Source organism: Paraburkholderia sp. CNPSo 3272 (genome assembly GCF_024206495.1).
In the GTDB taxonomy this organism is placed as follows: domain Bacteria; phylum Pseudomonadota; class Gammaproteobacteria; order Burkholderiales; family Burkholderiaceae; genus Paraburkholderia.
Window position 1 is genome coordinate 211139 of the sequence record NZ_JAMBPQ010000002.1, and the last position, 25894, is coordinate 237032.

The following is a 25894-nucleotide window of genomic DNA, read 5'->3' on the forward strand; positions in this document are numbered from 1 at the left end:
CCGCCCCGCAGCGGGAAACACCCTAAACCACTTCTATCCAGCGCTTACTTCGAAGCGAGACCCATCTGCTGACGCACGTTCTCCACGTTGTCGCGCGTGGCCAGCATGCCGGTCGTCAGCGTGAGCAGCGGCGGCTCCTTGCCTTGCGTGATCCACGAGTACATCAGGTCCGAGGTTTCCTCGCCGTGGCGCTTCGGGCTGATGATGACGGTGCCGTAGAAGCCCGTCGGCTGCGGCTTCTTGAACTCGTTGAGCGCCGAGTCCGAACCGCCGATGCCGATGCCGATCATGTTGTCGGCCTTGAAGCCGCGGCCTTCCGCAGCGCGCACGGCGCCGAGCACGGCTTCGTCGTTCAGGCCGTAGGCCACCCAGTGCTTGTACTGCGGGTTCTTCGTGAGCGCGATGTTGGCGGCGTTGAACGCGTTTTCCGTGTCGGTCTTGGCCTGCGGGGCGGCGACGATGTTCGCCTTCGGGAAGCCTGCGGCCACGAGTGCGTCGGTCGCGCCCGTCGTGCGGTCATGCGCCGTCGGCAGCTGCTCGTAGGTCACGTCGATCGCGCCGACGTCCTTCATGTCCCAGCCGCGCTTCTTGATTTCGGCGGCGATGCCGTCACCGACCTGCTTGCCGATGTTGTACGCCGAGATGCCCATATGCGGCACCGACTCGATCGGCTTGCCCGCACCGTCGACGAGGCGGTCGTCCACCGTCATCATCTTGAGGTTGTCGGCCTTGGCCTTGGCGACGATGCCCGGTCCGAGCTTCACGTCAGGCGTGCAGATGATGAAGCCCTGGGCCTTTTGCGCGGCCAGATTGTCGATCGCGCTCATCACCTTTTCACCCGAGGGCGCGCCGATCTTCACCAGCGTAAAGCCCTTTTCCTTCGCGGCCGCTTCCGCGAACTTCCATTCGTCCTGGAACCACGGCTCTTCGGGCTGTTTCACGAGGAAGCCGATCTTCACCTGGTCGGCGGCCTGCGCGACGGGCGCTTGCGCGAACATGGCAGTGGCGGCTGCAGCCACCAGCGTCAGAAAGATGCGTCGTTGCATGTTGCTAGTCTCCTGTCTTCTTCAGTCACGGGAAGGGTATCGGCCGCCTCTTCTTTTACCCGCCGATGCGCGCGGCCAGCGCTCCGGCGGATTCCTGCGTATTCGTTCCAACCTCGCGTTCCTTAGTGCTGCGAATTACTTCTTAACGCTCATTCATGATGGAGCGCAGTGCGGCCGCCGTCTATCGTGATACAGCTCGCGTTGATGAACGGCGCTTCGTCCGAGGCGAGGAACACCGCCGTCATCGCGACTTCCTCCGGGCGGCCAATGCGTTTCATCGGCGGCAATTCGAGCGTGGCCTTGCGCGCCGCTTCCGGGTCGGGCTGCGCATTCCACCAGTCGTGCGTGAGCTGCGTTTCGATGTAGCCCGGCGCGATGGCGTTCACGCGCACGTTCTTCGGCGCGTACTCGATGCCGAGCGCACGCGTGAGCCCGATCACGCCGTGCTTCGCCACCGGGTACGGGAAGCAGCCCGGAATGATCTGGAACGCGTGCGTCGAGGCGATGTTGATGATGCTGCCCGCGCACCGTTCGACCATGCCCGGCAGCACCGCGCGGCAGCCGTTCCACACGCCGTCGAGATCCACGGCGAAGCAGCGGCGCCAGTCGTCGTCGGTCATCGTGAGCGGGTCGGCGAACACGTTGATGCCGGCGTTGTTCACGAGCACATCGACCGGGCCGAACGCGCGCTGCGCTTCTTGCACGGCGGCGCGCAGCGAGGCGGGCTGCGTCACGTCGGTTTGCACGGCGAGCGTTCGCGCGCCTTCACATGCGTTCGCAATCTCGCGCGCCGTCGCAGCGGCCGTCGCGCCATCCAGCTCCGCGAGCACGACGGCGGCGCCCTCGGCCGCGAACGCGCGCGCGATCGCCGCGCCGATGCCGCGTCCGGCGCCGGTGACGAGCGCGACCTTGCCCGCGAGGCGATTCACTTTTGCGCTCCTCGCACAGCTTTCCAGCCTTCGATGAAGGCCAGCGCGTTCGCGCGCGTGGCCGCCGCGTCCTGGCCAGGCTTGTAGAGCGCGGAGCCGAGGCCGAAGCCGCTCGCGCCCGCGGCCAGCTGCGGGCCCATGTTGTCCGGCTTCACGCCGCCCACGGGCAGCAGCGGCACGATCGGCGGAATCACGGCGCGCCATGCCTTCGTCACGGCCGGGCCGAGCTGCTCGGCGGGGAACATCTTGAGCGCGTCGGCGCCGTGCTTGAGCGCCGCGAACGCTTCGGTCGGCGTGGCGACGCCGGGCACGCAGGCGAGGCCCTGGAGCTTGGCGGCGAGAATCACGTCGGTGTCGGCGTGCGGCATCACGATCAGTTCGCCGCCCGCTTCCCGCACGTCGCGCACGCGCTCAGTGGTGAGTACGGTGCCCGCGCCGATCAGCGCGTCGTCGGGCAGCGCCTCGCGCAATGCCGCGATGCTGTCGAGCGGCTGCGGCGAATTGAGCGGCACCTCGATCATCCGGAAGCCCGCATCGTAGAGCGCGCGGCCATGCTCGGCGGCCTCGGCGGGCTTGATGCCGCGCACGATCGCGACCATGCCGCACGCGCCGAACGCGGCGACGAAGCCGGCGTGCGGCGTGTACGGGGCGGGCAGGTTCAGTTCGGGTTCCATGTCGGCTTCCTGTTGCTTGGCTTCGTGTCCGGTTCGGTTCAGCGCATTTGCAGCGGGTTCGCAGCGGGTTCAATTCATCGGCCCATCGGCACGCGTTTAGCGCTGCGTGACGAGCCCGGCCTGCACGGCGATGCGCCAAAGTCCGTGTTCGGTCGCCTGATGCACGAGATGCGCGCCGCTGCATCCGAATGCGGCAAGCGCCATGCGGTAACGCTCGCATAGCGCCTCGGCGCCGATCAGCTGCGGCGCGCAGCCGGCGAGCGCCACGTCGCGCCGCGCGAGCGCCGCTTCGAGGCCCGCCAGCTCGTGTCCGATCACGAGGCCCGAGAGATAGTCGGGCTGCTCGTCGGCGGCGAGCTGGGCCGTGAGGCCGAGCGTGCGCGTGCTGAACGCGGTGGCCAGCAGTCCCACGCAGCCCTGCTCGCGCGCCACGCTCACGCCGCGCAGGAACGCTGCGGTGTCGGGCTCGACGGGATGCTTCATCGTGCGGCCGAGGATCGTATGCGCGCACAGCGCCGCGTAGACCTCGCCCGTCATGAAGGTATAGAAGCGCGCAATGCGCTCGCCCTCCACCACCACCCATTTCGCGTGCGTGCCGGGCAGTCCGACGAGCGCCGTTTGCGGCTCGGCTTCGTCGCGCGATGCGCCAAGCGCGCCAAAAATTTGCGTTTCCTCGCCGCGCATCACGTTAGGCAGCGCACCGGGCTCCAGCACGCCGGGCACCACGGCGACTTCGGCGCCGCACGCGGCGCGCACGCGCACGATGCCGGCCACCAGCGCCTGGGCGCTCGCGGGCGTTTCGACATAAGGCGCCTGCACCCAGCCCTGGGCGCTGCCGACCATCCCCGCGGCCAGCACCGGCAGCGAGGGCGCTTGCGCGAGCCACACGCCGCACGCTTCGTCGAAGGCGGCGTCGAACCCGCCTTCTTCGGCGGGCACGGGCAGGTTCATGATCCCCGCCGTCGAAACGCGCGTCGCAATCACCTTGCCCGCCGCATCGAACAGATACGCGCGCAGCGAGGTCGTGCCCCAGTCGAGCGCGATGAGCGCGGCTTCGCGAGCGGTCGCAGCGTCGCCGATGGCCGCGCCGCTTACAGGCTTCCCACGTGCTTTCATCGACGAATCCTGCGCGTGGTCGGCTGCGGCGCACGCCAGCCCAGTTCCTGCGAAATCGCGCGCGCCTCGCGCTGCACGACGGGAATCAGTTCGTCCATGCGCTCGAGCGGCATGTAGGGAATCGTGCTCGCCACCGAAAGCGCCGCCACGATCGCCCCGGACGCATCGCGCACGGGCGCCGCAACGCAGCGGATCGAAATTTCGTTCTCCTCCAGATCGAACGTGTACCCGCCTGCCGAGTAAGTCGCCATGCGCTTGAGGAAGGTATCGGGTTCGAGGCTGTGATCGGGGCGGAAGCTCACGCCCGCGAGCGTACGGCGCGACGCGTCGAACAGGTCGCGCCACGATTGCGGCGCGAGGTCGAGCATCATCGCCTTGCCGATGCCCGTGGACGCGAGCGGCATGCGGTGCCCCACGCGCGAGCGCATTTCGAGGCCCCGCTGGCCGGGAATCTTGTCGATGTACAGCACGTCGTCGCCGTCGCGCACGCCGAGGTGGATCGTGTCGAGCGTTTCGTCGGCGAGCGCCTGCAGATGCTGTCGCGCAACGGCCGTGAGCGGCATCTGCTCGAGCGCGATGGTGCCGAGTTCGATGAGCTTCGGCCCGAGCAGGTAGCCGCCCTGCACCTGGCGCAGGTAGCGCGCCTGCACGAGGCTCGAAACGAGACGGTGCGTGGTGCTGCGCGTCGTGCCGAGCACCGCGCCGAACGAGCGCAGGTCGCGCACGCCGGCGGCGGCCGCTTCGAGGATCGCGAGGCCGCGCAGGAGCGTCTGGGTGCCGGCCTGCTGCATCGAGCCGTCGAGCAACGTGCTCGCGACACCGATTTCATCGGCGGCGGGGCGGGCTTTCAGTTGCGCTTGCGCGGAGCTTGCCGCGGCGTTTTGCACGGGCGCGGCCTCGTCGGGGAGATTCGCGGCGAGTGTGGAAGACATCGCTTTGTTCATGGCGAGGGCGATGAAAAGAGACGATCGAAAGGCGCGTGCCGTCAGGCGGCGCGCGAACCGCGCTTCGGGAGACGGCCCGGCGCGTGGGCGGCCGGGGCTCGGACAGGTAGCGGCGGGCGGCCTGTGGCCGCGCAAAGCGCTGGCTGAAGCATGGCGAACGTCTCCTTTGCGGTCCGGTTCGCTCCGCGTCTTGCGCGTGCGCCGGATTTATCTGGGTCTGCCGACGATGTTTGCCCGCGGTGCAGTCGCGGCTTATCGGATGGACTGGATTGTAGGCAGGTTTTTTCGAGTTCTCCAATATGTGATTGGGTCGCTCATATATTGGGAAAATCGGCAAAAAGACGCCCCTCTGCCGAACGGCCAACGGGGGACAGAAACCGCACCGCGCTTGATGCAAGCGGGGGCGCGGCCACCCGCGCCTGCAGAAACTTGAGTCACATCATTCCCGGCGCGAACCGGGCCGCTCAATGCTCTGGAGATCATATAAAATTTTGTATAATCTGAACCGATCCAAGCCGGTGGAATTTTGCGGCAGCGCGCTGGCAGACCTGTGCGAGTTCCCGCCGCTCATGCGGCAGGAAGCCGGGCGGCAATTGCGGCGCGTTCAACGCGGCCTCGACCCGCACGACTGGAGGCCGGTGAATCCGGTTGGGCGCGGCGCGCGCGAAATCCGCATTCGCGACGCAAATGGAGCGTTTCGCGTGATTTATGTGGCGAATATTCGCGATGCCATCTACGTGCTGCATTGCTTCCAGAAGAAGTCCGAGAAAACGGCCTTCGTCGACCTTTCGCTTGCCGCGCGCCGCTATCGCGACGCGCTGAACAACAAGGAGTCCAAACCATGAATCACGAAAAAAATCGCAACCACGCACACCAGCGCTTCGACAGCGTGTGGGACGCACTCGAGAGCACGCCCGAAGCGGCCCAGAACATGACCTTGCGCAGCGACCTCATGATCGCGCTCGAAGAGCATATCAAGCGCAACAAGATGAGCCAGACGCAGGCCGCCGCGCTCTTCGGCGTCACGCAGCCGCGCGTGTCCGACCTCATGCGCGGCAAGATCGATCTGTTCTCGCTCGATTCGCTCATCAACATGGCCGTCGCGGCCGGTATGAAAATCGAGCTGCGCATTACCACCGCCTCGCCGCGCGATGGCGGCACGCAAGAAGAAACGGCTGCCAGATGACTCCGGCAGCCGCTTCATGACCGCTTCATAACCACTTCGTGCAGCTTCGAGCCGCGCCCTTACTTCCCGGCCGGCGCCTTGTATGCCACGCAATCGATTTCAACCTTGCAGTCCACCACCATACTGGACTGCACGCACGCGCGTGCCGGCGGATGTTCGCCGAAGTACTCGCGGAACACCTTGTTGAACGAGGTGAAGTCGCGCGCGTCGTCGAGCCATACGCCGCAGCGCACCACGTGCTCCGCGCCATAGCCCGCTTCCTTCAGGATCGCGAAAAGATTCTGGATGGCCTTGTGCGACTGCTCGACGATCCCGCCGTTGATCACCTCGCCGCCTTCCATCGGCGTTTGGCCCGAGACGTACAGCCAGCCGTCGGCTTCCACAGCACGCGCGAACGGCAGATGTTGTCCGCCCTGGCCTTTGCCGCCTTCCGCTCCAATTCGTTTCATCGTTTGCTCCTTTGAGATCGTGCGGCGCGCGCGGCTTCTTGGGCCACGCGCGCCGGGGGTCGAAATTCGATAGATAAAGCCTGCTTAAAAGGCCGTCGCCTCGGCCTGCGCCTCGCGTTTGCCGCGCGCGACGAAGTGGCCCGCGCGCTCGCCCGTGGGCTGCCCGTCGCGGTACGAAAGGACGCCGTTCACCCACACCGCGTCGATGCCCTCCGCCACCTGCTGCGGCTTCTCGAACGTCGCCGCGTCGCGCACGCGGGCGGGGTCGAACAGCACGAGGTCGGCGTGCCAGCCCACATGCAGCTCGCCGCGCTGCGAAAGACCGAAGCGCCGCGCCGAAAGGCCCGTCATCTTGCGCACCGCTTCTTCGAGCGGCAGCAAGGCCGCGTCGCGCGCGTAGTGCCCGAGCACGCGCGGAAATGCGCCCCACAGGCGCGGATGCGGCAGCGGATCGTTGGGCAGTCCATCCGAGCCGACCATCGTGGCCGGATGCGAGAGAATGCGGCGCACGTCGTCTTCGGACATGTTGTGGTACACGGCGCCCGCCGGCTGCAGACGCTTGCCCGCTTCCTGCTGCGACACGCCCCACTCGGCCGCGATGTCCTTGATGAGCTTGCCCGCCTGCTCCGGGTGCGGCGTGGACCACGTGATCGTGATGTCGATGTCGCCCGTCACCTGCTTGAGGTCCAGCGTGGAGGAGCTGCGGCTATACGGATAGCAGTCGCACCCGACCGGCTGATACTTGCGCGCGCTTTCGAGCGACGCAAGCACCTCCGTGCTGCGCCCCCAGTTGGTGGGGCCCGCGCACTTCAGATGCGAGATCACCACCGGCACGCGCGCATGCTGGCCGATGTGGTACGCCTCGTTCATCGCTTCGAGAATCGCGTCGAACTCCGTGCGCATGTGCGTCGTGTAGAGCGCGCCGGCGGCGGCGAGCGGCTGCGCAAGCGAGGCGACCTCTTCGGTCGATGCCTCGAACGCCGAGCCGTACGCGAGGCCTGTGGAAAGGCCGAGCGCGCCGTGCGCGAGCGCGTCTTCGAGCTGCGCGCGCATCGCCGCGATCTCGTCGCCGGTGGCGGCGCGCTTCAGGTCGTTCATGTGGTTGTTGCGCAGCGCCGTATGGCCGATCAGCGCGCCCACGTTCACGGCGGGCCGCGCCCCGTTGACCGCGTCGACGTACGCTGAGAACGTCGGATAGCTGAACGCGTCGCGCTCGCCGAGCAGGTTCATCGGGTCCGGCGGATCGCCCCTGAGCGTCACCGGCGAAGCGCTGATCCCGCAGTTTCCGACCACCACCGTCGTCACGCCCTGGCTGATCTTGGGCAGCATTTGCGGCGCGCGGATCACGTGCGTATCGTCGTGTGTATGGACGTCGATGAAACCCGGCGCGAGCGCGCGCCCATTGGCCTCGATCACCTCTTCCGCGAGCCAGTTCGACAGGTTGCCGATCGCGACGATGCGTCCGTCACGCAGCGCCACGTCGCGCTCGACCGGCGGCGCGCCGGTGCCGTCGTAAAGCATCGCGCCGACGATCAGCGTGTCGGCGGCTTCGGGGTGCGAATGCATACACGTCTCCTCAGGATGGCTCTTGGTTGGGCGCTCAGTCACCGAGCGGCTGGCGTTCGCCGCCGCCGCGATGCGCGTCCAGCGTGTGCTTCATGCGGCGCAGCAACTCGCGGCTTTCTTCGGGTTGCGCGAGCGCCAGTTCGGTCACGAGCACGTCGAGTGCCATCATCATCGCGTAACGTGACGACGACGGCTTGTAGATGAAATCGGTCTCGCTCGCGACGATCGGCACGAGCCAGTCGGCGAGCGCCGCGAGCGGCGAAGCCGGCGCGGTCAGCGCGACGAGTTTCGCGCCGTAGTCGCGCGCGATGCGGCACGCGTCGACGAGTTCGGGCACGCGCCCTGTTACGGAAAGCGCGACGACGACGTCTTCGGGCGAGAGCGTGCTCGCCACCATGCGCTGCAGCAGGCTGTCCTGATACGACGCCACCGGACGGCCGAGGCGCACGAGGCGAAAGCGCATTTCGTCGGCGAGCGCGCTCGACCCGCCGCCCATGCCGAACACGTAGATCATGCGGGCCTGCGCCAGCGCCGCGGCGGCTTGCGCCAACGGCGCCTGGCACAGCAGTTCGTGGTTGCGTGCGAGCGCCGTGTGAATTTCGTCGTAGACGCGCGTGGCGAGCGGTTCGGCTTCGGCGCCAGCATCGGCGGCGCGCCGCCTGGGCTCGCCTTCGGAAGCGCTGGCGCGGCCACCGCGCAGGAAGCGGTCGCCCACGGCGGCCGCCTGCGCGAGCCGCAGCTTGAGTTCGCGCACGTCGTGGCAGCCCACCGCCTTCGCGAAACGCGTGACGGAGGCGATGCTCACGCCCGCGCGCTGCGCCAGCTCGCCGATGCTCGCGCGCGCGGCGCTGGCAAGATCGTCGAGAATGAGCGCGGCCACATCGCGCTCGGCCGGACGCAGTTCGGGCACGCACTGCGCAATACGCGCGACGATGTCGAAGCGGGCCGGATCGGCGGCGGTGTTCACTGGAGGGGGTCTGTTAATAAATAACAATTCACGAAGCGATGTTACTTTGTGTACTATCTCCGAGTCAACGCCGGTTCGTAGAACGACGGCGTAGCCGGGACGCATGAAGCATATGGAGCGAAGGGAAATGAAAGTTACAAACTATCAGAGTGCAACGATCGACCCGAACAGCAAGGGCCTCGGCAACGTACCGGGCGCGAGCGTGCCGCTCGGGGACGCCGGGCGCCTCGAATGGAATTTACTCGAAGAGGACGTGAGCCTGCCCGCTGCGGTGCTTTATGCCGAGCGCGTCGAGCACAACCTCAAGTGGATGCAGGACTTCGTCACGCGCTATGGCGTAAAGCTCGCGCCGCACGGCAAGACGACGATGGCGCCGCAGCTCTTTCGCCGCCAGATCGAAACCGGCGCGTGGGGCATCACGCTCGCCACGGCGCACCAGACGCGCGCCGCCTACCGCGGAGGCATCGCGCGCGTGCTGATGGCGAACCAGCTCGTGGGCCGCCGCAACATGGCGATCATCGCCGAGCTGCTTAGCGACGCGACCTTCGAGTTCTTCTGCCTCGTCGATTCGGTCGAAGGCGTGGAGCAACTCGGCGAGTTCTTCCGAGCGTCGGGCCGCACGCTGCAGGTGCTGCTCGAACTGGGCGTGCCGCGCGGCCGCACAGGCGTGCGCGACGCCGACACGCGCAACGCCGTGCTCGCGGCGATCGCGCGCTATCCCGACTCGCTCAAGCTGGCGGGCGTGGAAATCTACGAAGGCATCCTCAAGGAAGAAAGCGAAGTGCGCACCTTCCTGCGCGACGCGCTGAACGTCACCCAGGAACTGGCCGCCGCGGGCCGCTTCGCGCGCACGCCCGCGCTGCTTTCGGGCGCGGGCTCGGCCTGGTACGACATCGTCGCGGAAGAGTTCGCGCCGGCCACGCAGGCGGGCGCGATCGACGTGGTGCTGCGCCCCGGCTGCTACGTGACGCACGACGTGGGCGTCTACAAGCAGGCTCAGTCGCAGATCCTCACGCGCAACCCCGTGGCGCGCGAAATGGGCGTGGCGCTGCTGCCCGCGCTACAGCTTTGGGCCTACGTGCAGTCGATTCCGGAGCCTGGCCGCGCCATCATCGGCTTCGGCAAACGCGACGCCGCGTTCGACGCGGGCTTTCCCGAGCCGTCGCGCCACTACCGTCCCGCGAACGGCGGCGCGCCGCGCGAAGTGGCGGCAAGCGAAGGCTGGGAAGTGTTCCAGATGATGGATCAGCACGCCTACCTGAAGATTCCGGCGGGCGCGGACCTCAAGGTCGGCGACATGATCGCGTTCGATATCTCGCACCCCTGCCTCACGTTCGACAAGTGGCGTCAGGTGCTGATGGTCGATGAGAAATATCGCGTGAGGGAAGTGATCGAAACGTTCTTCTGAGCGCGGCGCGCATCAGTTCAGGCTCAGCCCGCTTCGGGCTCGGCCTCCCGAGCCTGCGCGAGCGAGGCCGCCGCCCTGGCGGCCTCGCCGATGCGCGCCTCCATCATCCCCAACGCGCTCGACAGCGCCGCGAGCGCGTCGTCGGGCAGCGACATCGTCACCTTCAGGAACGCGTTGCGGCGCGGCAGCCCCTCTTCGGTCACGGCGCGGCCGGCGTCGGTCAGTGTCACGTTGGTGATGCGGTTGTCGCGCTCGTCGGCGCGGCGCGCGATCCAGCCGAGCGCCTCCAGCGCCTTCAATTGGCGCGTGAGCGCGCCGGGGTCCACGCGCAGCCGCTCGACAAGCCGTTTTTGCGACGACTCGCCGTCCTGCTCGTAAAGCGCGAGCAGAATGCGCCAGCGCGGCAGCGGATGGCCGACCTGCGCCTCGAACGCCGACATGAACGTCCGGTAGGTCCGGCCAAACTGCTGCATGATGGCGATGCGATCCTGAATTTCCATGCTTTGTTTTCCTGCCGGCTTCATCGCCGCGCGTTTGCCGGGTCCGTGGCGGTGCCCACCAGGGGCGGAACGTCTCAATCCGCGTGAATCACGGGCTCCAACTTGCGCTGCAGCTTGACGGGCGGCACGCGCCGGGTTTGCCAGATCGACACCACCGCAATCGCCGCCGCCACGGCAATGCCCAGGTGAATCGCGCCCACGAGCGCCTCACGCGCGGCTTCGAGCAGCGGCGCGCCATTATGCCCGGCGTGGGCTAGATCGGCGATCAGCGAAGCCTGCGCGTCGCGGTTGATGAGGATCTGCGGGTCGGCGAGCTGCGGCAGCCAGTGCGCGGCGTGATCGGCTTCCAGCGCGCGTTGAACGCCGCTCGAATAAAGCTGCGTGACCATCGTGCCGGTGAGCGCCGTGCCGATCATGCCGCCGATCATCCGCAGCGACTGCAACAGCGCTGTGGCGATGCCCAGATGCTCGCGCCCCGCGGTCTGCTGCGCGAATACGGTGAGGTTCGGCATGACGAAGCCAAGGCCGATGCCGGCCACGATCATGAATGTCATGAGCAGGCCGCGCGGCGTGTTGTGCGTGGCGAGCGCCACGGCGAAGCAGGCCACCGCGAGCATTGCGAAGCCGATGTAGAGCATCAGGTTCGGATTGCGGATGCGCGAGACGATGCGCCCGTTCGCGATACTGCCGATCGTGATGAACACCACGAGCGGCGTGATGACGACGCCCGCTTCCTTCGGCGTCATGCCGAAGCCGCCCTGGAACAGGAGCGGCGCGTAGAACAGCAGCGAAAACATCGTGAAGCCGCCCAGTACGGCGAGCGTGAAAAGCGCATTCAGGCTCGCGTTGCGGAACATGTCGACGGGCAGGATGGCCTGCGGGCAGCGCCGCTCCCACTGCCAGAGCGCCCAGCCGGCCGCCAGCGCGAGAGCGAGCAGGCCGATGGCCGAAGCGCTGAGACCGTGCCCGGGCAGACGCTCCACGAAAAGCTGCAGGCTGCCCAGCGCGACCGCGATGAGGAGCGCACCTGGCCAGTCGAGCCGCATGCGCGCCTCGTGCGCGACGTGGCGCAAATGCGGCAGATACTTCCAGACAAAAAACAGCGAAAGCAGGCCAACGGGCAGATTCACGTAAAACACGGAACGCCAGCCGTAGTACTGCGTGAGAAAGCCCCCGAGCGACGGCCCGACCGCATTGGCAATACCGAACGCGGAGCTCATGAGCACCTGCCAGCGCAGGCGCACGACCGAATCGGGGAAGAGATCGGGAATGCAGGCAAACGCCGTGCCGACCAGCATGCCGCCGCCGATGCCTTGCAGCCCGCGCGCGATCACGAGGAACAGCATGCTGTTGGCCGCGCCGCACAGCACCGAAGCGGCGGTGAAGACGACGATCGACGCGATCACGAAAGGCTTGCGGCCGTAATAGTCGCCGAGCCGCCCGAAAATGGGGACGGTGATGACCGAGGTAAGCAGATAGGACGTGGCGACCCACGCATAAAGTTCGAAGCCGCGCAGCTCGGCGACGATGGTCGGCAGCGCGGTGCCCACGACGGTCTGGTCGAGCGCGACGAGCATCGTCACGAATGAGATGCCGAGCATCGCGAGCAGCGACTCCCGGAACGGCAGGACCTGCCCGCTCGAATGGTGGGCGGCGGTATGAACGGCCATTTTTTGATCCAGCAACGATTGACGCATCAAAGATTGATCATCATAGCACGGTCCGATCCACTACACTGGGGCGTCGAACGGCGGCGATGGTCTCGCCGTCGTCGCTGAAAATCCCGGAGCGCAATGGAACCCACGACCGAACCCACCGCCGCCGATCCAGCCCGCACGGGCGCCATCGCGGCCTTCACCGAGGCCGATCTCGACGCGCTGCGGCGCGCCAGGCACGAGCTCGAAACGCCGCCGCTCGGCATGAAGCTCGCAGCGATCGTGGGTGCGCCAGTAGAAAAGCTGATCGCGCGGCTACCCGGCGTCGCGAACGGCAAGGTGACCGACGCGACGCAAGCCGCGCTGCGCAAGTGTCTGCAGCTCGCGCTGAAGACGCTCGGCAAGCAAGGCGCCCTCTCCACGGCCGAAGCGCGCACGAGCGCGAAGCCGAGCAACCTGCTGCACAAGTTCGCGGTGGCAACCACGGGCGCGGCGGGCGGCGCTTTCGGCCTGTTCGCGCTGCCGGTCGAGCTGCCCGTCACGACCACGCTGATGTTTCGCTCGATTTGCGACATCGCGCGCAGCGAAGGCGAGAATCTGGCCAGCACCGACACCCAGCTGCAATGTCTGACCGTGTTCGGCATGGGCGGCCGCTCGGCCGCCGACGACGAAGCCGACTTCGGCTATTTCATCGCGCGCGGCGCGCTCGCGAAGGCGGTATCGGCGGCGTCGTCGGAAATGGCGACGAAGGGCTTCGCCGCCCACGGCTCAACCGCGCTCCTCAAGCTCATGCAGACGGTGGCCGCGCGCTTCTCCGTGCAGGTGAGCGAGCAGGTCGCGGCGAAGTCGATACCGGCCATCGGCGCGGTGCTCGGCGCCATGGTCAACACCGTGTTCATCGACCATTTCCAGCAGGTGGCGCATGGGCACTTCACCGTGCGCCGGCTCGAGCGCCGCTACGGCGAAGCCGCCGTGCGCGCGGCCTATGACGCGATCGACGTCTCGCTCGATTGAGGCGGCTGCGGTTTCTCGTCGCTGCGCGTCGGCCCAAGGGTCACGCGGCGCACGAAGCTCGCGGCGACGTCGAGCGTGCGGCGCGCCTCGGGCATGAACGGCGCATAGATCGGCCAGATATGCGGCATGCCGCTGGCAATCTCGCACTCCACCGCCACGCCGGCGGCGCGCGCGCGCTCGGCGACGCGGCGCGTGTCGTCGAGCAGCGTTTCGGAGCTGCCCACGAACAGGCTTAGCGGCGGCAAGCCGCGAAAGTCGGCATAGAGCGGCGACACGTAGGGATCGGTCGCACTGGCCGAGCCGAGGTAGAACGGCGCGATGCGCTCGAATACCGCGCCGCTGAACATGGGATCGCGCCCGTCGTTCTCGCGTATCGAAGCGCCCGTCGCCGCAAGATCGGTCCACGGTGAAAAGAGCACGGCGCCGGCGGGGAGTGCGTCGCCTGCGTCGCGCAAGGCGACGAGCGTCGCAAGCGCAAGCCCGCCGCCCGCGGAATCGCCGCCAATCACGATCGAGCCCGGCTGCGTTCCTTTCGCGAGCAAATGGCGGTACGCGGCCATTGCGTCCTCGAGCGCGGCGGGAAACGGATGCTCGGGCGCGAGGCGATAGTCGAGCGAGAAGACGTCGGCGCCGGCGCGCTTGCCCAGACCAAACGAAATCGCGCGCTGCGAACGCGGCGAGCAGAAGTAGTACCCGCCGCCATGCAGATAAAGGAGCGTGCGCTGCGCGGGCGAGCGCTCGCGGATGAGCCACTCGCCGCGCATCGGAACATCGGAGGCGTCGTACTGTTCGCGCAAGCGCCAGCCGCTCGGCACGCCCGGCGTCCAGATGCGTCTCGCCGTCAGCATGCGCACGCGTGCGACGTTGATCGTCTTGCGCGTTTGCGGCCGAAAAGTGCGGCGCAAGAACCTGCAGATCAGCCTGCTTTGCCAGCTCATCGGCTCAGCCCTCCGCAGCACTCAAACCGGCCTCGACCAGCACTCGGCGGCGGTCGGTCGATAGTGTCCAGGGATCAGACGTCGATCGCGGGAACACGCGGCGCGCAGTACGGCGAATGAGGCGAACGATCGAGGGCCGATTAATTGGCGGGCAGCACCTGGCCGCGAATCTCGCCTGACGGGTTCTGCGCCGTATGAATGTTGAAATACCACTGTCCGCCCATCAGCTGGGTGACCTGCTGCTCGTTGAGCGTGGCGGAACCCTTGATCGGACTCGCCAGCTCGCCCTTCGGAATCGGTACCTGCACGCCAGCGTTCTGTCCGACCGGCGCTGGGCCGTGGAAGTGCGCGGCCGCCGCCGGGCCGGAGAGGCCTTCATAGGTGATCGTCCAGTTCAGCGTTTTCGTGGACGTATCGAAGGTGGCGTTAAGCATGCCGTGGCCCTGGCTCACGCGCGGCGGGACCTCGCTGGACGGTTCGAGATCGGCCTTGAGCGCGACGGTGTCGGCATACGCGGCGCTGGAGGCAAGGACACACAGAGCGAGAGCGAGCTGTAGCGGACGAAGCAAATTCATGGAATTTCTCCTGTTTTTGTGGCGCGCTGCACCAGAAGGCGCAAAACCGCGCTCTCACATGCTAGAGCAAATCCGCTGGGCGCGTCCGCTGCGCCGATGTCGGCCCGACGTAAGCTGCGTGCAATAAAAAATGCGCCGCAAGCAGCGCCCTCCAACCCCGGTATTAGCTTCCTGCCCTCGGGTGTACGACGCTACCGAATTCCTGGCAGCGGTGACGAAAACCCGTCGTGACGATCCCCAGGTTCTTGCTCGACGAGAAGTTGTCGTAGCTGTGGAAACCCACTTGCATGATGCCCACCGCGTTCCGGCCTGCGCCCCACCTGCCGACGCCTTCGAGGTGCCCGGATGCAACAACTAATTGATTGGCATAGCGAAGTTTATGGGCGGCATCTTTTGACGAACCAGCCGCCGCCTCGGTAGAACCCCTTTCGAATTCATCGAATGCCCCGACGGTAGACTCTCTAACGCTCGTGCCTCGAGGATTCGACCGTGAAATCCCACGCACGAGACCGCCGCGGCAACCGCGATTACCCGCACTTCCTGTAATAGTTAATTGATCGAAATTGCCTCGATTTCTCGTCGCGCGGCGACTAAGCTAGGAACTGCGAGAAGTGACTCTTCATCGAAGGGTCTCCAAGCTTGAACGCGGCTTCGGCCGCGTTTTTTTTCGCCTGTTTTTGCCCGCTATCCCCTGCGCGCGTCGATTTCACGATGTACGGCATTCACGCGAGCAGCGCGGCCTGCTGCTCGATTCCGACGAGCATCGCCTGGCAAGTGCGGATGAGCGAATAGCCTTCCTCACGCAGTTGCACGGCAGTGTGACAGTTCATGTGACTGCGGAAGGTCTCGAGTTCGGCGAGCAGCGCAGGGTACTGCAGCACGCCCACCGCACCGGCAAGCCGGTGATGCCATTCGCGCAGGCGCGCGACGTCGGCTTGTTCGAGGAGCGGCGGCAACGCGTCCAGGTCGTCGCGCATCGCCGAAACGAACGAGCCCAGCAACGTCTTCACGGTCGCCTCGCCGCCCCAAACCTGGATCATATGACTGAGATCCAGCGGCTCGAACGTCCGTACGTTTGCAGGCTTTTCCGCGAGCTTTACGCGGCAACCGCCGCGCCCCGGCGGACCCGACTCCGAAGCTCGCGAGGCCGCTTGCCGCGCCCCTTGTCCGTTCGCGCCTGCCTCGCGCGTGGCTTCGTCCTGCAGGGTGCGCTGCATGCCCTCCACGCCGAACCAGCGCGCGAGATACTCGCGCAACGTGGCCACGCGCGTGGGCTTGACGAGGCAATCGTCCATGCCCGCTTCGCTGCACCGACTGATGTTCTCGGGCGCCGTGTTAGCCGTGATACCGAGTATCGGCAAGCGCCGCGCGCCTTGCGCCTTCTGCTCCATTTCGCGTACGCGTCGCGCGAGATCGTAGCCAGATACGTTCGGCATATGACAGTCGGTGATCAGGCAGCCGTATTCGCATTCGGCCAGCGCTTCGAGCGCCTTCGCACCGTCGTCGACGACGTCGCACGCGAACCCGATCAACGCCAGTTGATGACGGATCAGCTCCTGATTCACCGGATGGTCCTCCGCCACGAGGATGAGGCGCCCGGCAGCGCGTTCCTGCTCGCGATTGGGCGCCGGGAGTTTCGTTTCGACATCGGTGGCGGGACGCGACGAGCCGGCAGGCTTCACCTGCAGCCCCGCCAGCGCCAGCGCACAAACGGCGCTCAAGCCCCGCCAGGACAACGGATTGACGCTCACGCGCACGCCGCTCTCGGCCACGCGATAACCGCTTGGCTTCGGCTTGTCCGTCAGGCAAAGCACAGGCGCACCGCGTTTGCCCAGCCGCCCGGCCAGCGCTTCCGACGCGAACACCAGATCGGCCTTGTCAGCGCTCGCGGCGCGGGCGAGGTCCGCTGGCGCGACGCGGCGCATTTCCATGCCGAGCGCCGAGCCGAAATGCATCAATGCGGCGGCGACGCTCGCGTCCTCGCATGCCACGAGCGCACGCTTGCCGCGCAGCCCGGCGGCCTTACCGCTACGCGCCTCGACGGGCAGTTCGATATGCAGCGTCAGGCAGGTGCCGCGGTCCATTTCGCTCTTCAGTTCGAGCGAGCCGCCCATCAGCGCCGCGAGCTTGCGGCAGATCGTGAGGCCGAGTCCCGTGCCACCGAAGCGTCGCGTGGTCGAGGTCTCGGCCTGCACGAACGGCTCGAAGAGCTGCGCCTGCGCTTCGGGCGCGATGCCGATGCCCGTGTCGGCCACCGCGATCGACAGCCGCTGGCAGAGAGGCGTGCCGACTTGGGCGTCGAGATCGCGTGCGCGAACGTGCACGCTCACCTCGCCCGCCAGCGTGAACTTGATCGCATTGCTGAGCAGATTGAAGAGAATCTGCCGCAGCCGCACGCTGTCGCCGCGCAACTGCGCCGCGACGTCCGGCTCGACATCCACGCGCACCTTCAGCCCCTTCTCGTGCGCACGCGCGGCCAGCAGCCCGACGGCGTTGTCGACGAGTTCGCGCACGTCGAACGGCTGCGAGTCAATGACGAGATGGCCGGCCTGGATCTTCGAGTAGTCGAGCAGATCGTCGAGTATCTGCAGCAGCGCCCCCGCCGATTCGTGCACCATGTCGACCATTTGCGCCTGGTCCGGGTTCAGCGGGGTGCGCTCTAGCACCTCGACGAGACCCAGCACGCCGTTCATCGGCGTGCGGATCTCGTGGCTCATCATGGCGAGAAAGTCGTCCTTCGCACGGGAGGCCGCCTCTGCGATATCGCGTGCGTGTTCGAGTTCGTCTGCGCGCGCGTGCTCGACGCTCGCGTCCAGCGCATAGCCGCTCCAGACGATCGCGCCGTCTTCGGCGCGGCGCGGCGCGAACTCCGCGCGCACCCACACGAACCCGGCCGCGCCCTGAAAGCGGAATTCGGCGTGCACCGGTATGAACCAGCGCGCGGAGCGTTCGAGCCGCGAGGCAAGACGCGCGCGATCATGTCGACCCACCCGAGAGAGATCGAGAGAATGAGCGTGGCGAAGCTCCTCGACGGTATCGCCGAGTAGCCGCTGCGTGTCGCCGCCGATGTACGGAAACGAATAGCGGCCGTCGGGCGAGCGGCGCAACTGGAACACGATCGCGGGCAGCGACCCCGTCACCTCCGAGAGAAGCCGCTCCGATGCGCGTTCGCGCAACTCGGCGCGGCGAATGTCGGTGACATCGATCATCGTGCCGAGCACGCAGAACGGCGCGCCTTGCAGGTCGCGGCACAGGCGCGTCCAGAAGATGCCATGACGCGCCTCCCCTGGCGCGTTCTCGAACGTCAACTCGACACGCTGGCTCTCCCCCTCGACGATCGTCAGCCGGTAGAGGTCGTCCATGCGGCGGCTGTTTTCGGGCCCCCACGCCATCACGGCCGAACCGGTGCGCCCGAGCACGCGCGAGCGCGCCAGACCGGTCGATTCTTCATAGGCGCGATTGATCGCGAGGTAGCGGTTTTCGAGATCCCGTGCGCCGAGCGGATACGGGATCATCTCCATCATCGTGTCCTGCAGTTCCACCTGGCGCGCGAGCACCTGCTCTGCGCGCCGCCGCCGGTGCATCTCTCGCTGGAGCAGCACGTAGGCGCGCAGCGTGACGAGCAGCAGCACGCCGAACACGATCAGGAGCGGCAGGAGCCGCAGCGCATTCACGCTCCAGCCGCCGGCCTGGGTGGAGACGGCAGCGGTCCAGCGATTGCGGATGCGCTGCTGTTCGACAGGCGGCATCGCGTCGAGCGCGCGATTGATGAGCCGCGCGAGCGGGGCAAGGTCGCCGCGCACGGCAAATGCCGTCGAATCGTCGACGCCCACCGCTCCCAGCACCTTCAGCGAGTCGAGATAGGGCCCGCTGAGCGGCTCGTCGAGCGCGGCTGCGTTGCCCACCAGCACATCGGCCTCGTGGCGACCGACCATTGCGAGCCCCGCGTCGAGGCTCGCGGTGCGCACGACCTGCGTTCCCGGCAGCTCCTGCATGTCCGGCGTGTGCGGCGCCAGCACGATGCGTCGGCCCGCAAAGTCGGCGAGCGAGCGTGCCATCGGCTCGTCGCGGCGCCCTACCATGACGAGCGGATAGTGCTCGAAGGCTTCCGTGTAGGCCACGCCGGAGCCGAACACGCCATCGCCCACTGAGGTCGCGGCGAGCGCGATCTCGCCACGCTGCATCGCGTCCCCGGCGCTCGTCCAGGGAGAAATAGGCACGCGCTCGAAGGTAATGCCGAGGGTGAGCCCCAGATAGCCGAGATAGTCGGCGGCCATGCCCGACGGCTTGCCCGTCTTGTCCGTGAAGCTGAACGGCAGCCAGCCACTGTCGTAGCCCACTTTCAGCGGCGACAAGGCACGCAGCCACGCGCGCTCGTCGGCGCTCAGGCTGAACGCGGACGGCGGCGGCGCTCGCGGCGCGTCGCCTTCGAACCAGCGTGACCGCTCGGCCGCCGCCGCGGCAGGCCGCACGCCAGCAAGCAGGAGGTTCAGCCGATCGCGCAGGTCCGACCTGGAGACCGGCACGGCGTAACGCAACTCGCGCACGCGCTCGCGCTCCTCGAAGGCGACGCGCAGATCGCCGAATTCCTGGAGCGCGAGCTGATAGCGCGCCACGGGCGAAAAGCCTGCATAGACGTCGGCCTGCCCCTGGGCGACGGCGCGCAGCGCCGCCTGCGTGCTCGCGAAGGTTTCGAAGCGCGCCTGCGCGAAACGCTCGCGCAATACCGCTTCGAGGACGTCGCCGCGCTCGACTGCAAACGTCGCACGCCCGAGGCGCGCCGGCTGGGTCGCGAGCGCGGTGTTCCCGGCACGCGTGACAAATGTCGTGGTGCCGTTCAGATACGGCGCCGTGAAAGCGAGGCAGCGCTCGCGCGACGGCGTGCGCGCGACGCTCATCACGATGTCGATGTCTCCTGCGCAGGCCGCCGCGAGCAACGCCGGCATGTCTGCAAAGACGCGCGGCTGAAGCATGACGCCGGCACCGGCGAGAAGGCGCAGATAGGCGGCACTGAAGCCGGTGAGCGTGGCACCGTCGAACACTTCGAGCGGCGCCCGGCCGCCCTCCACCACGCCGACGACGAGCTCTCGCGGCAAGGTCGCGGCGACCTGCCGCGAGAACGCGACGCGCTCGTTTATCCACTCACACGAAGTCCCAGCGCTCGCCGCCGCCGCGGAGAACGCGAGCGCCCATGCCGCGGCAAGCGCGCCGAGGTACGCGATCACGCACGCGAGTCCGCGCCCGCGCCGCGATGCAGCCGGGCGCGCGCCAAGACGGAAGATGCGGTGAATCGACTTCATCGGCGCACGGCAAACTGGATTTCAAAGCTCGCCGCGAGATGAGGTGGCGCAACTGCGCGAGCGCCTGCTCACGAGGCGGTACACCACGCCAGCCGCGGCGCCCCCCAGCAACGGCGCCGCCCAGAAGAGCCAGAGCTGATCGAGCGCCCATTCGCCGACGAACAGCGCGGGACCGGTCGAGCGCGCCGGATTCGCGCCGCCGTTGCTCACGGGAATGGCGATGAGATAGATGGCGGCAAGGCAGGCTCCGACGGACAGCGCCGCAGCCTTGCGGCGTGCGACCGTGCTCGACATCAGCAGATGGAAGAGGACGAACACGAAGGTCGCTGCCAGTTCGAGGAGGAACACGGCGGCGAGGTCGTAGTCGGTCGGCGAGTGATCGTCATAGCCGTTGCTGCCGAGGGCGGACAGCGCGATGGAGAAACCGGGGCGCCCGCTCGCCACGCGTACGAGCAGAGCCGCGCCGAGAATGGCCCCGATGGTTTGCGCAGCAAGATAGGGCGCGGTATCGCGTACCGGAAAGCGCCCGGAGACCGCGTAGCCAATCGTGACGGCGGGATTGAAGTGGGCGCTCGCCGCGCGCGCGGCGGCGTAGTTCGCCACCGTGAGCGCGAGCCCGGATGCCGCTGCCATCTCGAAAACGTTGAAGCCCTGGGAGGGCGGGCTCGCGTTGAGCGCCGTGGCTGCGCAACCCGCGAACACGAGCCACGCGGTACCCGCACCCTCGACCGCTAAACGCCTACCGAGCTTCATCGTTTCCTCTCCACATTCGGACTACATCCCGGCCCGGTTCTGACCTGGCCGTCGTTCGAACGCATTCCCAGGGTCGGCAATATCCGACGAGCCATGCGTCGAGCTTGCGATTATGGAGAGACGATTCCTGCAATCAGATAGGAAAACTCTTAAAACGGTGGGCCCATTGCGCAAGACACGGCGAGAAGGAAATCCGGCGAACGCAGGAATAACCCGGGGACGCGCGCCACCCGGGGATGAATCAGGTCAGTCCCACCTGGACGGCGAAGTCGCTCAAATCGCGCTCCGTGACGAGCCCCAGCTTGCGCATCGTGCTGCGCTTCTGGGCGCTGATCGTTTTGCGGCTGCGCTGAAACCGCTGCGCAATCTGGCGCACCGACATACCCTGCGCGTAAAGCTGGAAGACCTCCCATTCGCGCGCGCTCGGCACACCCGAGCAGGGGGCGCACACGCCGCCGGCGCGCGCGAGCGTCGCGCGTGCGTGGCCCGAAAGAAACGGCGTGCCCTCGCGAGCGGCGGCAATGGCGAGCAGGAGATCGTGCGCGGCGTCGCGCTTGTCGACGATGACATTCAGGCCTTGATGCAACAGGCCTGTCAGAACGGGCGGCGTCGACATCATGCTCAGGACGACGACGGCAGGCGTGCCTCGTGTTTGCGTGAGGCGCCGCAGCAAGGTGAGGGAGCCAAATTCGCCGTCTAGGCCCGGCATGCAGAGATCGGAAACGACGACGTCACAGTCGGTCGTATCGAGCTGCGCGGCAAGCTCGAGCGTGTTGCCGGCTTCGCCGACGACGATGACCCGGTCCGTTGCGTGCAGCAGGCTCGCGACGCCGAGCCGGATGCACGCGTGGTCGTCGGCAACCATCACGCGCAGCGGCTTGCCCGTGCGACGCGCATCTTTTCGACCGCCCCGGATAGCGTGCATGGGCGACCTTGCGTGCGAAGCGCCGCTCAGGTTTGCTCGCCCTGCATCACGCCGCATTCGACCGCGAAGCGATAGAGCTCGATATCGTTGCTGAGCGCGAGCTTCTTCATCGCCGCACACTTTTGCGCGCTGATCGTCTTGACGCTGCGCCCGAGCAGACCTGCGATTTCCGTTACGCCGAGTCCGGTTGCATAGTGCGTGATCACTTCGAATTCACGCCGCGTGAGAATGCGGTGCACCTCTTCACGCCGCTCGGCGCGCGCCGCTTCAGTGAGCACGTCGCGCACGACAGGCCCGACGTATTGCTCTTGCGCCATTGCCGACATGATCGCAACCGGGATCAGGTCGATGCGGTCGCGCTTGCTGAGCACCGCATCCACCCCCATCGAGATAGTCTTGCGCAGGACCGAGGCCTCGCTTTGCATGGTGAGGACGACCACCGCCTTTTGCGGGAACCCGGTGCGAAAGGCGCGGATAGCCTCGGGTCCGTCCAGCTCGCCGGGCAACGCCATGTAGAGGTCCATCAGGACGAGATCGAACGCGTTCTGGCCGGCGACTTCGAACAGCTCGGGCACGCTGCGCGCACGCGCGACGATCTGCACGTTCGGATAGTTGGCGAGCATGCTCTCCAACGCATACACGACGAGCGGATGGTCGTCGGCGATGATTACGCGCACCGGTACCGCGAGGTCGGCCGTATCCGTCATGTTGCCCGCCGAGACGCAGGAGCGCTGTTCGTCGTGGCCGCGCATGGCGCGCTGGGACGCGGCCGCCGCGCAGCGGAATGATTCGGCAGCGATGAGGGAAGCAGGTTCATAGAAGTCCGTACGCCTTGACATAGACGAGGAGTCCCGCGTCGTTGCTCACGCCGAGTTTCGCCATGGCGTCGCGCTTCTGGCAGCTCACCGTGCGCACGTCGCGGCCGAGGGTGCGCGCAATTTCCGTGATCGAACTGCCGCTCGCGAATTTGCGGACTACCTCCGATTCGCGCGGCGTCAAGCGTGGCAAACACAGGTCGGACGGTCCGGCGGCGGCCGCGAGTTCGCGCTCGATGGCCGGGCTGAGACGGGCGAGACCTTGGGCGGCGCCGCGCACGATGGCGGGGAGATCGTCCATCGGCTCGGTTTTGCGCAACATGGCGACCACGCCCGCGTGCGCCACCGCACGCAGGAGGGCGGCGTTCGCAACGCTGGTCAGCACGACCACGGCGATATGCGGCCAGTCGCGGCGCAACCGCTGCACGAGGCGCAGGCCGTCCTCCGCTTCGCCGCAGACCGGCGGCATATTGAGGTCAGTGACCACCACGTCGCACGGGACGGCTTCGAGCGTCTGCAACAACTCGCGCGCGCCGCACGCCTCCCCCACGACCTCGATATCGACTGCCGCGAGGAGCGCCGAGCGAACGCCAAGCAGAACGAATGGATGATCGTCGGCGAGGACGACACGTAGCTTCACACTGAATCTCCTTCGAGGTGGATCTGCGTGGAAGCGATGCGCCGCGTGAGCGCATCGGCAACTCGCAACATCCACAGGTCGTTCATCTGACCATTGAAAAGCCGCCGTCGAAATCGGAGATTTCCGAAACGTTAAAGATTGCTTGTGTTCCGTGCTGTCAAACTGCGGCACGCGCGCGAGTGCGTTGTCGACTCCCGCCAGTGCGTCCGGCGTCGCTGCGCCCGCGCGGCGCCGCGAATGCGGGCCATGCCAGCGCGGCGCACAGCGCAGCCGCCGCCCAGACCGCCGGCCAACCGAACCACGACAACAGCAGCGGGATCGCCGAAGGCGCGACGAAGAACGCAACGAATGCGCCGGTGTTGCCCATTGCGAGTGCAGTTCCCACGCGACCGTTGCCTGCGAGCGTCGCGAGTTCTGTGAAGGCAACGCCGTGCCAGGCGGAAGCGGCGATACCGCCAAGGACGATCACCGCGGCGAGCAGCGTGACGAACACTGTGCTGGCACGATGCGCTGGCGACGCAAAAGCCGTCAACGCCGCAAGCACAACGAACAGCGCGACGGTGAGCGCCGCGCAGCCGCGCAACCAGATGCGCCGGTCGCCGTGCCGATCGGTCCAACGCCCGCCGTACACACGCATGAACGCGGCACCGCCCTGCACCGCTGCAAGCGTCGCGCTGACTGCCGCCGTACCCGCATGGCCGACGTCGTGCAGAAAAATGCTCGCGAACGAGAGTACGGCCACCTGCGGAATGCACAGCACGCCAATGCCCGTCACCATGCGCCACACCGTGACGCTGCGCAGCGGCGAGACTGCGCGTTGTGCCTGCGCGAGCGCTTCGTGAGCGACAAGCGGCGCATGCCCGGCGTCCTGCTCCTGCGCGGGTTCGTGCAGCCAGACGATTGTCAGCACGGCGGAGACCACACACATCGCGGCGAGCACCCCGTAGACGGCCGCGAATCCCGCATGCTCGGCAAGCGCGGGCAGCATGAGCGCGCCAAGCCCGCCGCCGGTTGGCACGGCGGTTTGGCGGATGCTCATCGCAAGGCCGCGCTCGTGTGTTGCGAACCACGCCATCACCGCGCGCCCGCTCGAGCCGTTCACGCTGCCGCCAAGCAGGCCGAGCGCGAGCAGGCCAGCCGCGAGCGTCGTCGCACCAGGCGTGTGCGCGCCCGCCGGTGCGCCCCAGAGCGCCATTACGACGAGTGCGAGCGCTGTCGTCGAAAGCCCCGTGAGCAGCACGCGCCGGTCGCCCCAGCGATCAGTCAGGAGTCCCCACGGAAGCTCGCTTAGCACGATCCCAAGTCCGAGCATGCCGAGCACGACACCCAGTTCGCCCGTGCCGATGCGGTAGTCCGAGCGGATCAACACGCCCGTTGCCGGAATGCCGCCAAGCGCCGCCGCAAAACTGGCGTTGGCCGCCACACCCACCGCGAGCACTTTCCAGCGGTGCGCCGCGCCCCGCGTCGTACTGCGTCCCATGCTGACCTCCAGAAAACGATTGACTGAGGGCATCGTAGAGGCGCAACATCTATCGGAAAAGCGGGAAATTCCAATTCGTATATTCGGAATTTCCGAATCATGAAATGGCATGAAACGCACCGGATCAAGCTGAATCAATGAACACACGCGGTTTCGATCTCGCGCAGCTGCGCACGTTTATCGCCGTGACAGAAGCGGGCAGTGTCTCGGCGGGTGCGGAGCGGGTGTTCCTCTCTCAGTCGTCGGTGAGCGAGCAGCTCAAGAAGCTCGAGGAGCGCGTCGGCCAGCCGCTTTTCGTGCGCAGCAAGCAGGGCATGGCCGCCACGCCCGCGGGCGCGAAGCTGCTCGACCATGCTCGCCGCATCGTCGCGCTTTGCGACGCCGCGTTCGACGACATGCTCGGCCGCACGCTCGACGGCGAAGTGCGCATTGCGATCACGGACTATTACCGGCCGCACGACGTCGCCGAGATCATCCGGCGCTTCGCGAGCCAGCATCCGCGCCTGCGTCTGCATGTGACCGTGCTGCCGAGCGCCGTGATCGACAGCAGCGCCGACGATAACGCCTACGACATCGGCTTGTCGCTGCGGCTGATGGAGGAAGGCCGCGGCATGCACAAGAGCACGTCGATACGGCGCGAGAAACTCGTGTGGGTGGGCGCGACGCAAACGCTGCGCGAGCGGCCCGCGCTCACGCCGCCCTGGCCGCTCGTGCTGCTGCCGGCGACCTGCCAGTTGCAGCGCCGCGTAGTGAGGTTGCTCGACGAAGCGCGCATGCCCTACCTGATTTCGCATTCGGCTTCGGGCGTGGCCGGGCTGCAGCTCGCGCTCAAGGCGGGGCTGGGGATCTCGTGTCTGAACGAGTCGGCGATCGGCGAAGGACTGATGCCCTGCCCGGCTTCATTCGGCTTGCCCGCTCTGCCCGCGGCCGAATTCCATTTGCTGCCGGGCCAGCCTGGCGAGTCCGCACACGTGACGAACGCGCGCGCGGCGCTCGCGGAACTGCTCGCTTAAG

General features: G+C 67.1%; 24 protein-coding genes. 5 read left to right on the plus strand and 19 right to left on the minus strand.

Features of this window, described 5'->3' with window-relative positions; translation table 11 throughout:
* Positions 1 to 44: 44 nt before the first annotated feature.
* From M3I53_RS03315 to M3I53_RS03335, 5 genes are all read right to left on the minus strand, one after another.
* Positions 45 to 1046 carry an arabinose ABC transporter substrate-binding protein gene (locus tag M3I53_RS03315; protein WP_254314541.1) on the minus strand — a complete coding sequence of 334 codons (1002 nt, stop codon included), beginning with the start codon at positions 1044 to 1046 and terminating at the stop codon, positions 45 to 47.
* A gap of 149 nt (positions 1047 to 1195) precedes the next feature.
* On the minus strand, positions 1196 to 1975 hold the full coding sequence (locus tag M3I53_RS03320; RefSeq protein WP_254314542.1) for an SDR family oxidoreductase: 780 nt from the start codon (positions 1973 to 1975) through the stop codon (positions 1196 to 1198).
* On the minus strand, positions 1972 to 2649 hold the full coding sequence (locus M3I53_RS03325; protein WP_254314543.1) for a 2-dehydro-3-deoxy-6-phosphogalactonate aldolase: 678 nt from the start codon (positions 2647 to 2649) through the stop codon (positions 1972 to 1974). The genes M3I53_RS03320 and M3I53_RS03325 overlap by 4 nt, the downstream gene beginning before the upstream one ends.
* Positions 2650 to 2745: 96 nt before the next feature.
* A complete protein-coding gene (locus M3I53_RS03330; RefSeq protein ID WP_254314544.1) occupies positions 2746 to 3765 on the minus strand; it encodes a 2-dehydro-3-deoxygalactonokinase in 1020 nt (339 codons plus the stop codon).
* Positions 3762 to 4709, minus strand: a complete 948-nt coding sequence (locus M3I53_RS03335; RefSeq protein WP_254314545.1) for an IclR family transcriptional regulator — start codon at positions 4707 to 4709, stop codon at positions 3762 to 3764. Before M3I53_RS03335 ends, M3I53_RS03330 begins: the two co-directional genes overlap by 4 nt.
* Before the next feature lie 467 nt (positions 4710 to 5176).
* On the opposite strand from M3I53_RS03335, the gene M3I53_RS03340 reads away from it, so the two are divergent.
* Together M3I53_RS03340 and M3I53_RS03345 are read left to right on the plus strand one after the other, a co-directional pair.
* The gene (locus M3I53_RS03340; protein WP_254314546.1) at positions 5177 to 5554 is read left to right on the plus strand and encodes a type II toxin-antitoxin system RelE/ParE family toxin; all 378 of its coding nucleotides are present in this window, start codon (positions 5177 to 5179) and stop codon (positions 5552 to 5554) included.
* Positions 5551 to 5895 carry a helix-turn-helix domain-containing protein gene (locus M3I53_RS03345; protein WP_254314547.1) on the plus strand — a complete coding sequence of 115 codons (345 nt, stop codon included), beginning with the start codon at positions 5551 to 5553 and terminating at the stop codon, positions 5893 to 5895. Before M3I53_RS03340 ends, M3I53_RS03345 begins: the two co-directional genes overlap by 4 nt.
* 59 nt (positions 5896 to 5954) lie before the next feature.
* Here M3I53_RS03345 and M3I53_RS03350 read toward each other — a convergent pair whose 3' ends face one another.
* The 3 genes from M3I53_RS03350 to M3I53_RS03360 all read right to left on the minus strand — a co-directional run bounded on the left by M3I53_RS03350 (position 5955) and on the right by M3I53_RS03360 (position 8877).
* Entirely contained in the window at positions 5955 to 6344 is a 390-nt protein-coding gene (locus M3I53_RS03350) for a RidA family protein (RefSeq protein WP_042262655.1), read from the minus strand.
* An 84-nt stretch (positions 6345 to 6428) separates the two neighbouring features.
* Entirely contained in the window at positions 6429 to 7910 is a 1482-nt protein-coding gene (locus M3I53_RS03355) for an amidohydrolase family protein (protein WP_254314548.1), read from the minus strand.
* A 34-nt stretch (positions 7911 to 7944) separates the two neighbouring features.
* Positions 7945 to 8877 carry a MurR/RpiR family transcriptional regulator gene (locus tag M3I53_RS03360; protein WP_254314549.1) on the minus strand — a complete coding sequence of 311 codons (933 nt, stop codon included), beginning with the start codon at positions 8875 to 8877 and terminating at the stop codon, positions 7945 to 7947.
* Positions 8878 to 9004: 127 nt separating this feature from the next.
* Here M3I53_RS03360 and M3I53_RS03365 point away from each other — a divergent pair, with 127 nt between their 5' ends.
* Positions 9005 to 10285 (plus strand): amino acid deaminase, encoded by a 1281-nt coding sequence (locus M3I53_RS03365; RefSeq protein ID WP_254314550.1) that lies wholly within the window; start codon positions 9005 to 9007, stop codon positions 10283 to 10285.
* A 23-nt stretch (positions 10286 to 10308) separates the two neighbouring features.
* On the opposite strand, the gene M3I53_RS03370 is transcribed toward M3I53_RS03365, so the two are convergent.
* Together M3I53_RS03370 and M3I53_RS03375 are read right to left on the minus strand one after the other, a co-directional pair.
* The gene (locus M3I53_RS03370) at positions 10309 to 10785 is read right to left on the minus strand and encodes a MarR family winged helix-turn-helix transcriptional regulator (protein WP_254314551.1); all 477 of its coding nucleotides are present in this window, start codon (positions 10783 to 10785) and stop codon (positions 10309 to 10311) included.
* A 74-nt stretch (positions 10786 to 10859) separates the two neighbouring features.
* Positions 10860 to 12455: an MDR family MFS transporter gene (locus M3I53_RS03375; RefSeq protein WP_254314552.1), complete on the minus strand. Its 1596-nt coding sequence runs from the start codon at positions 12453 to 12455 to the stop codon at positions 10860 to 10862.
* A 123-nt stretch (positions 12456 to 12578) separates the two neighbouring features.
* On the opposite strand from M3I53_RS03375, the gene M3I53_RS03380 reads away from it, so the two are divergent.
* On the plus strand, positions 12579 to 13454 hold the full coding sequence (locus M3I53_RS03380; protein WP_254314553.1) for an EcsC family protein: 876 nt from the start codon (positions 12579 to 12581) through the stop codon (positions 13452 to 13454).
* Here M3I53_RS03380 and M3I53_RS03385 read toward each other — a convergent pair.
* The 9 genes from M3I53_RS03385 to M3I53_RS03420 all read right to left on the minus strand — a co-directional run bounded on the left by M3I53_RS03385 (position 13424) and on the right by M3I53_RS03420 (position 24880).
* Positions 13424 to 14392 carry an alpha/beta hydrolase gene (locus M3I53_RS03385; protein ID WP_254314554.1) on the minus strand — a complete coding sequence of 323 codons (969 nt, stop codon included), beginning with the start codon at positions 14390 to 14392 and terminating at the stop codon, positions 13424 to 13426. The genes M3I53_RS03380 and M3I53_RS03385 overlap by 31 nt on opposite strands.
* 140 nt (positions 14393 to 14532) lie before the next feature.
* The gene (locus tag M3I53_RS03390; protein ID WP_035512124.1) at positions 14533 to 14967 is read right to left on the minus strand and encodes a CHRD domain-containing protein; all 435 of its coding nucleotides are present in this window, start codon (positions 14965 to 14967) and stop codon (positions 14533 to 14535) included.
* 163 nt (positions 14968 to 15130) lie between these two features.
* A complete protein-coding gene (locus M3I53_RS38135; protein WP_302057534.1) occupies positions 15131 to 15256 on the minus strand; it encodes a hypothetical protein in 126 nt (41 codons plus the stop codon).
* 433 nt (positions 15257 to 15689) lie between these two features.
* Positions 15690 to 20267 carry an ATP-binding protein gene (locus tag M3I53_RS03395; protein WP_254314555.1) on the minus strand — a complete coding sequence of 1526 codons (4578 nt, stop codon included), beginning with the start codon at positions 20265 to 20267 and terminating at the stop codon, positions 15690 to 15692.
* Positions 20268 to 20288: 21 nt separating this feature from the next.
* Positions 20289 to 21020 (minus strand): aquaporin, encoded by a 732-nt coding sequence (locus tag M3I53_RS03400; protein WP_254314556.1) that lies wholly within the window; start codon positions 21018 to 21020, stop codon positions 20289 to 20291.
* A 241-nt stretch (positions 21021 to 21261) separates the two neighbouring features.
* Positions 21262 to 21945: a response regulator transcription factor gene (locus tag M3I53_RS03405; protein WP_254314557.1), complete on the minus strand. Its 684-nt coding sequence runs from the start codon at positions 21943 to 21945 to the stop codon at positions 21262 to 21264.
* A 26-nt stretch (positions 21946 to 21971) separates the two neighbouring features.
* Positions 21972 to 22784 carry a response regulator transcription factor gene (locus tag M3I53_RS03410; RefSeq protein ID WP_309249479.1) on the minus strand — a complete coding sequence of 271 codons (813 nt, stop codon included), beginning with the start codon at positions 22782 to 22784 and terminating at the stop codon, positions 21972 to 21974.
* A complete protein-coding gene (locus tag M3I53_RS03415; RefSeq protein WP_254314558.1) occupies positions 22759 to 23400 on the minus strand; it encodes a response regulator transcription factor in 642 nt (213 codons plus the stop codon). Before M3I53_RS03415 ends, M3I53_RS03410 begins: the two co-directional genes overlap by 26 nt.
* A 157-nt stretch (positions 23401 to 23557) precedes the next feature.
* Positions 23558 to 24880, minus strand: coding sequence for an MFS transporter (locus M3I53_RS03420; protein ID WP_254314559.1), 1323 nt, complete (start codon positions 24878 to 24880; stop codon positions 23558 to 23560).
* Positions 24881 to 25017: 137 nt separating this feature from the next.
* Between M3I53_RS03420 and M3I53_RS03425 the strand changes: the two genes are divergently transcribed.
* On the plus strand, positions 25018 to 25893 hold the full coding sequence (locus tag M3I53_RS03425) for a LysR family transcriptional regulator (protein ID WP_254314560.1): 876 nt from the start codon (positions 25018 to 25020) through the stop codon (positions 25891 to 25893).
* Position 25894 lies beyond the last annotated feature (1 nt).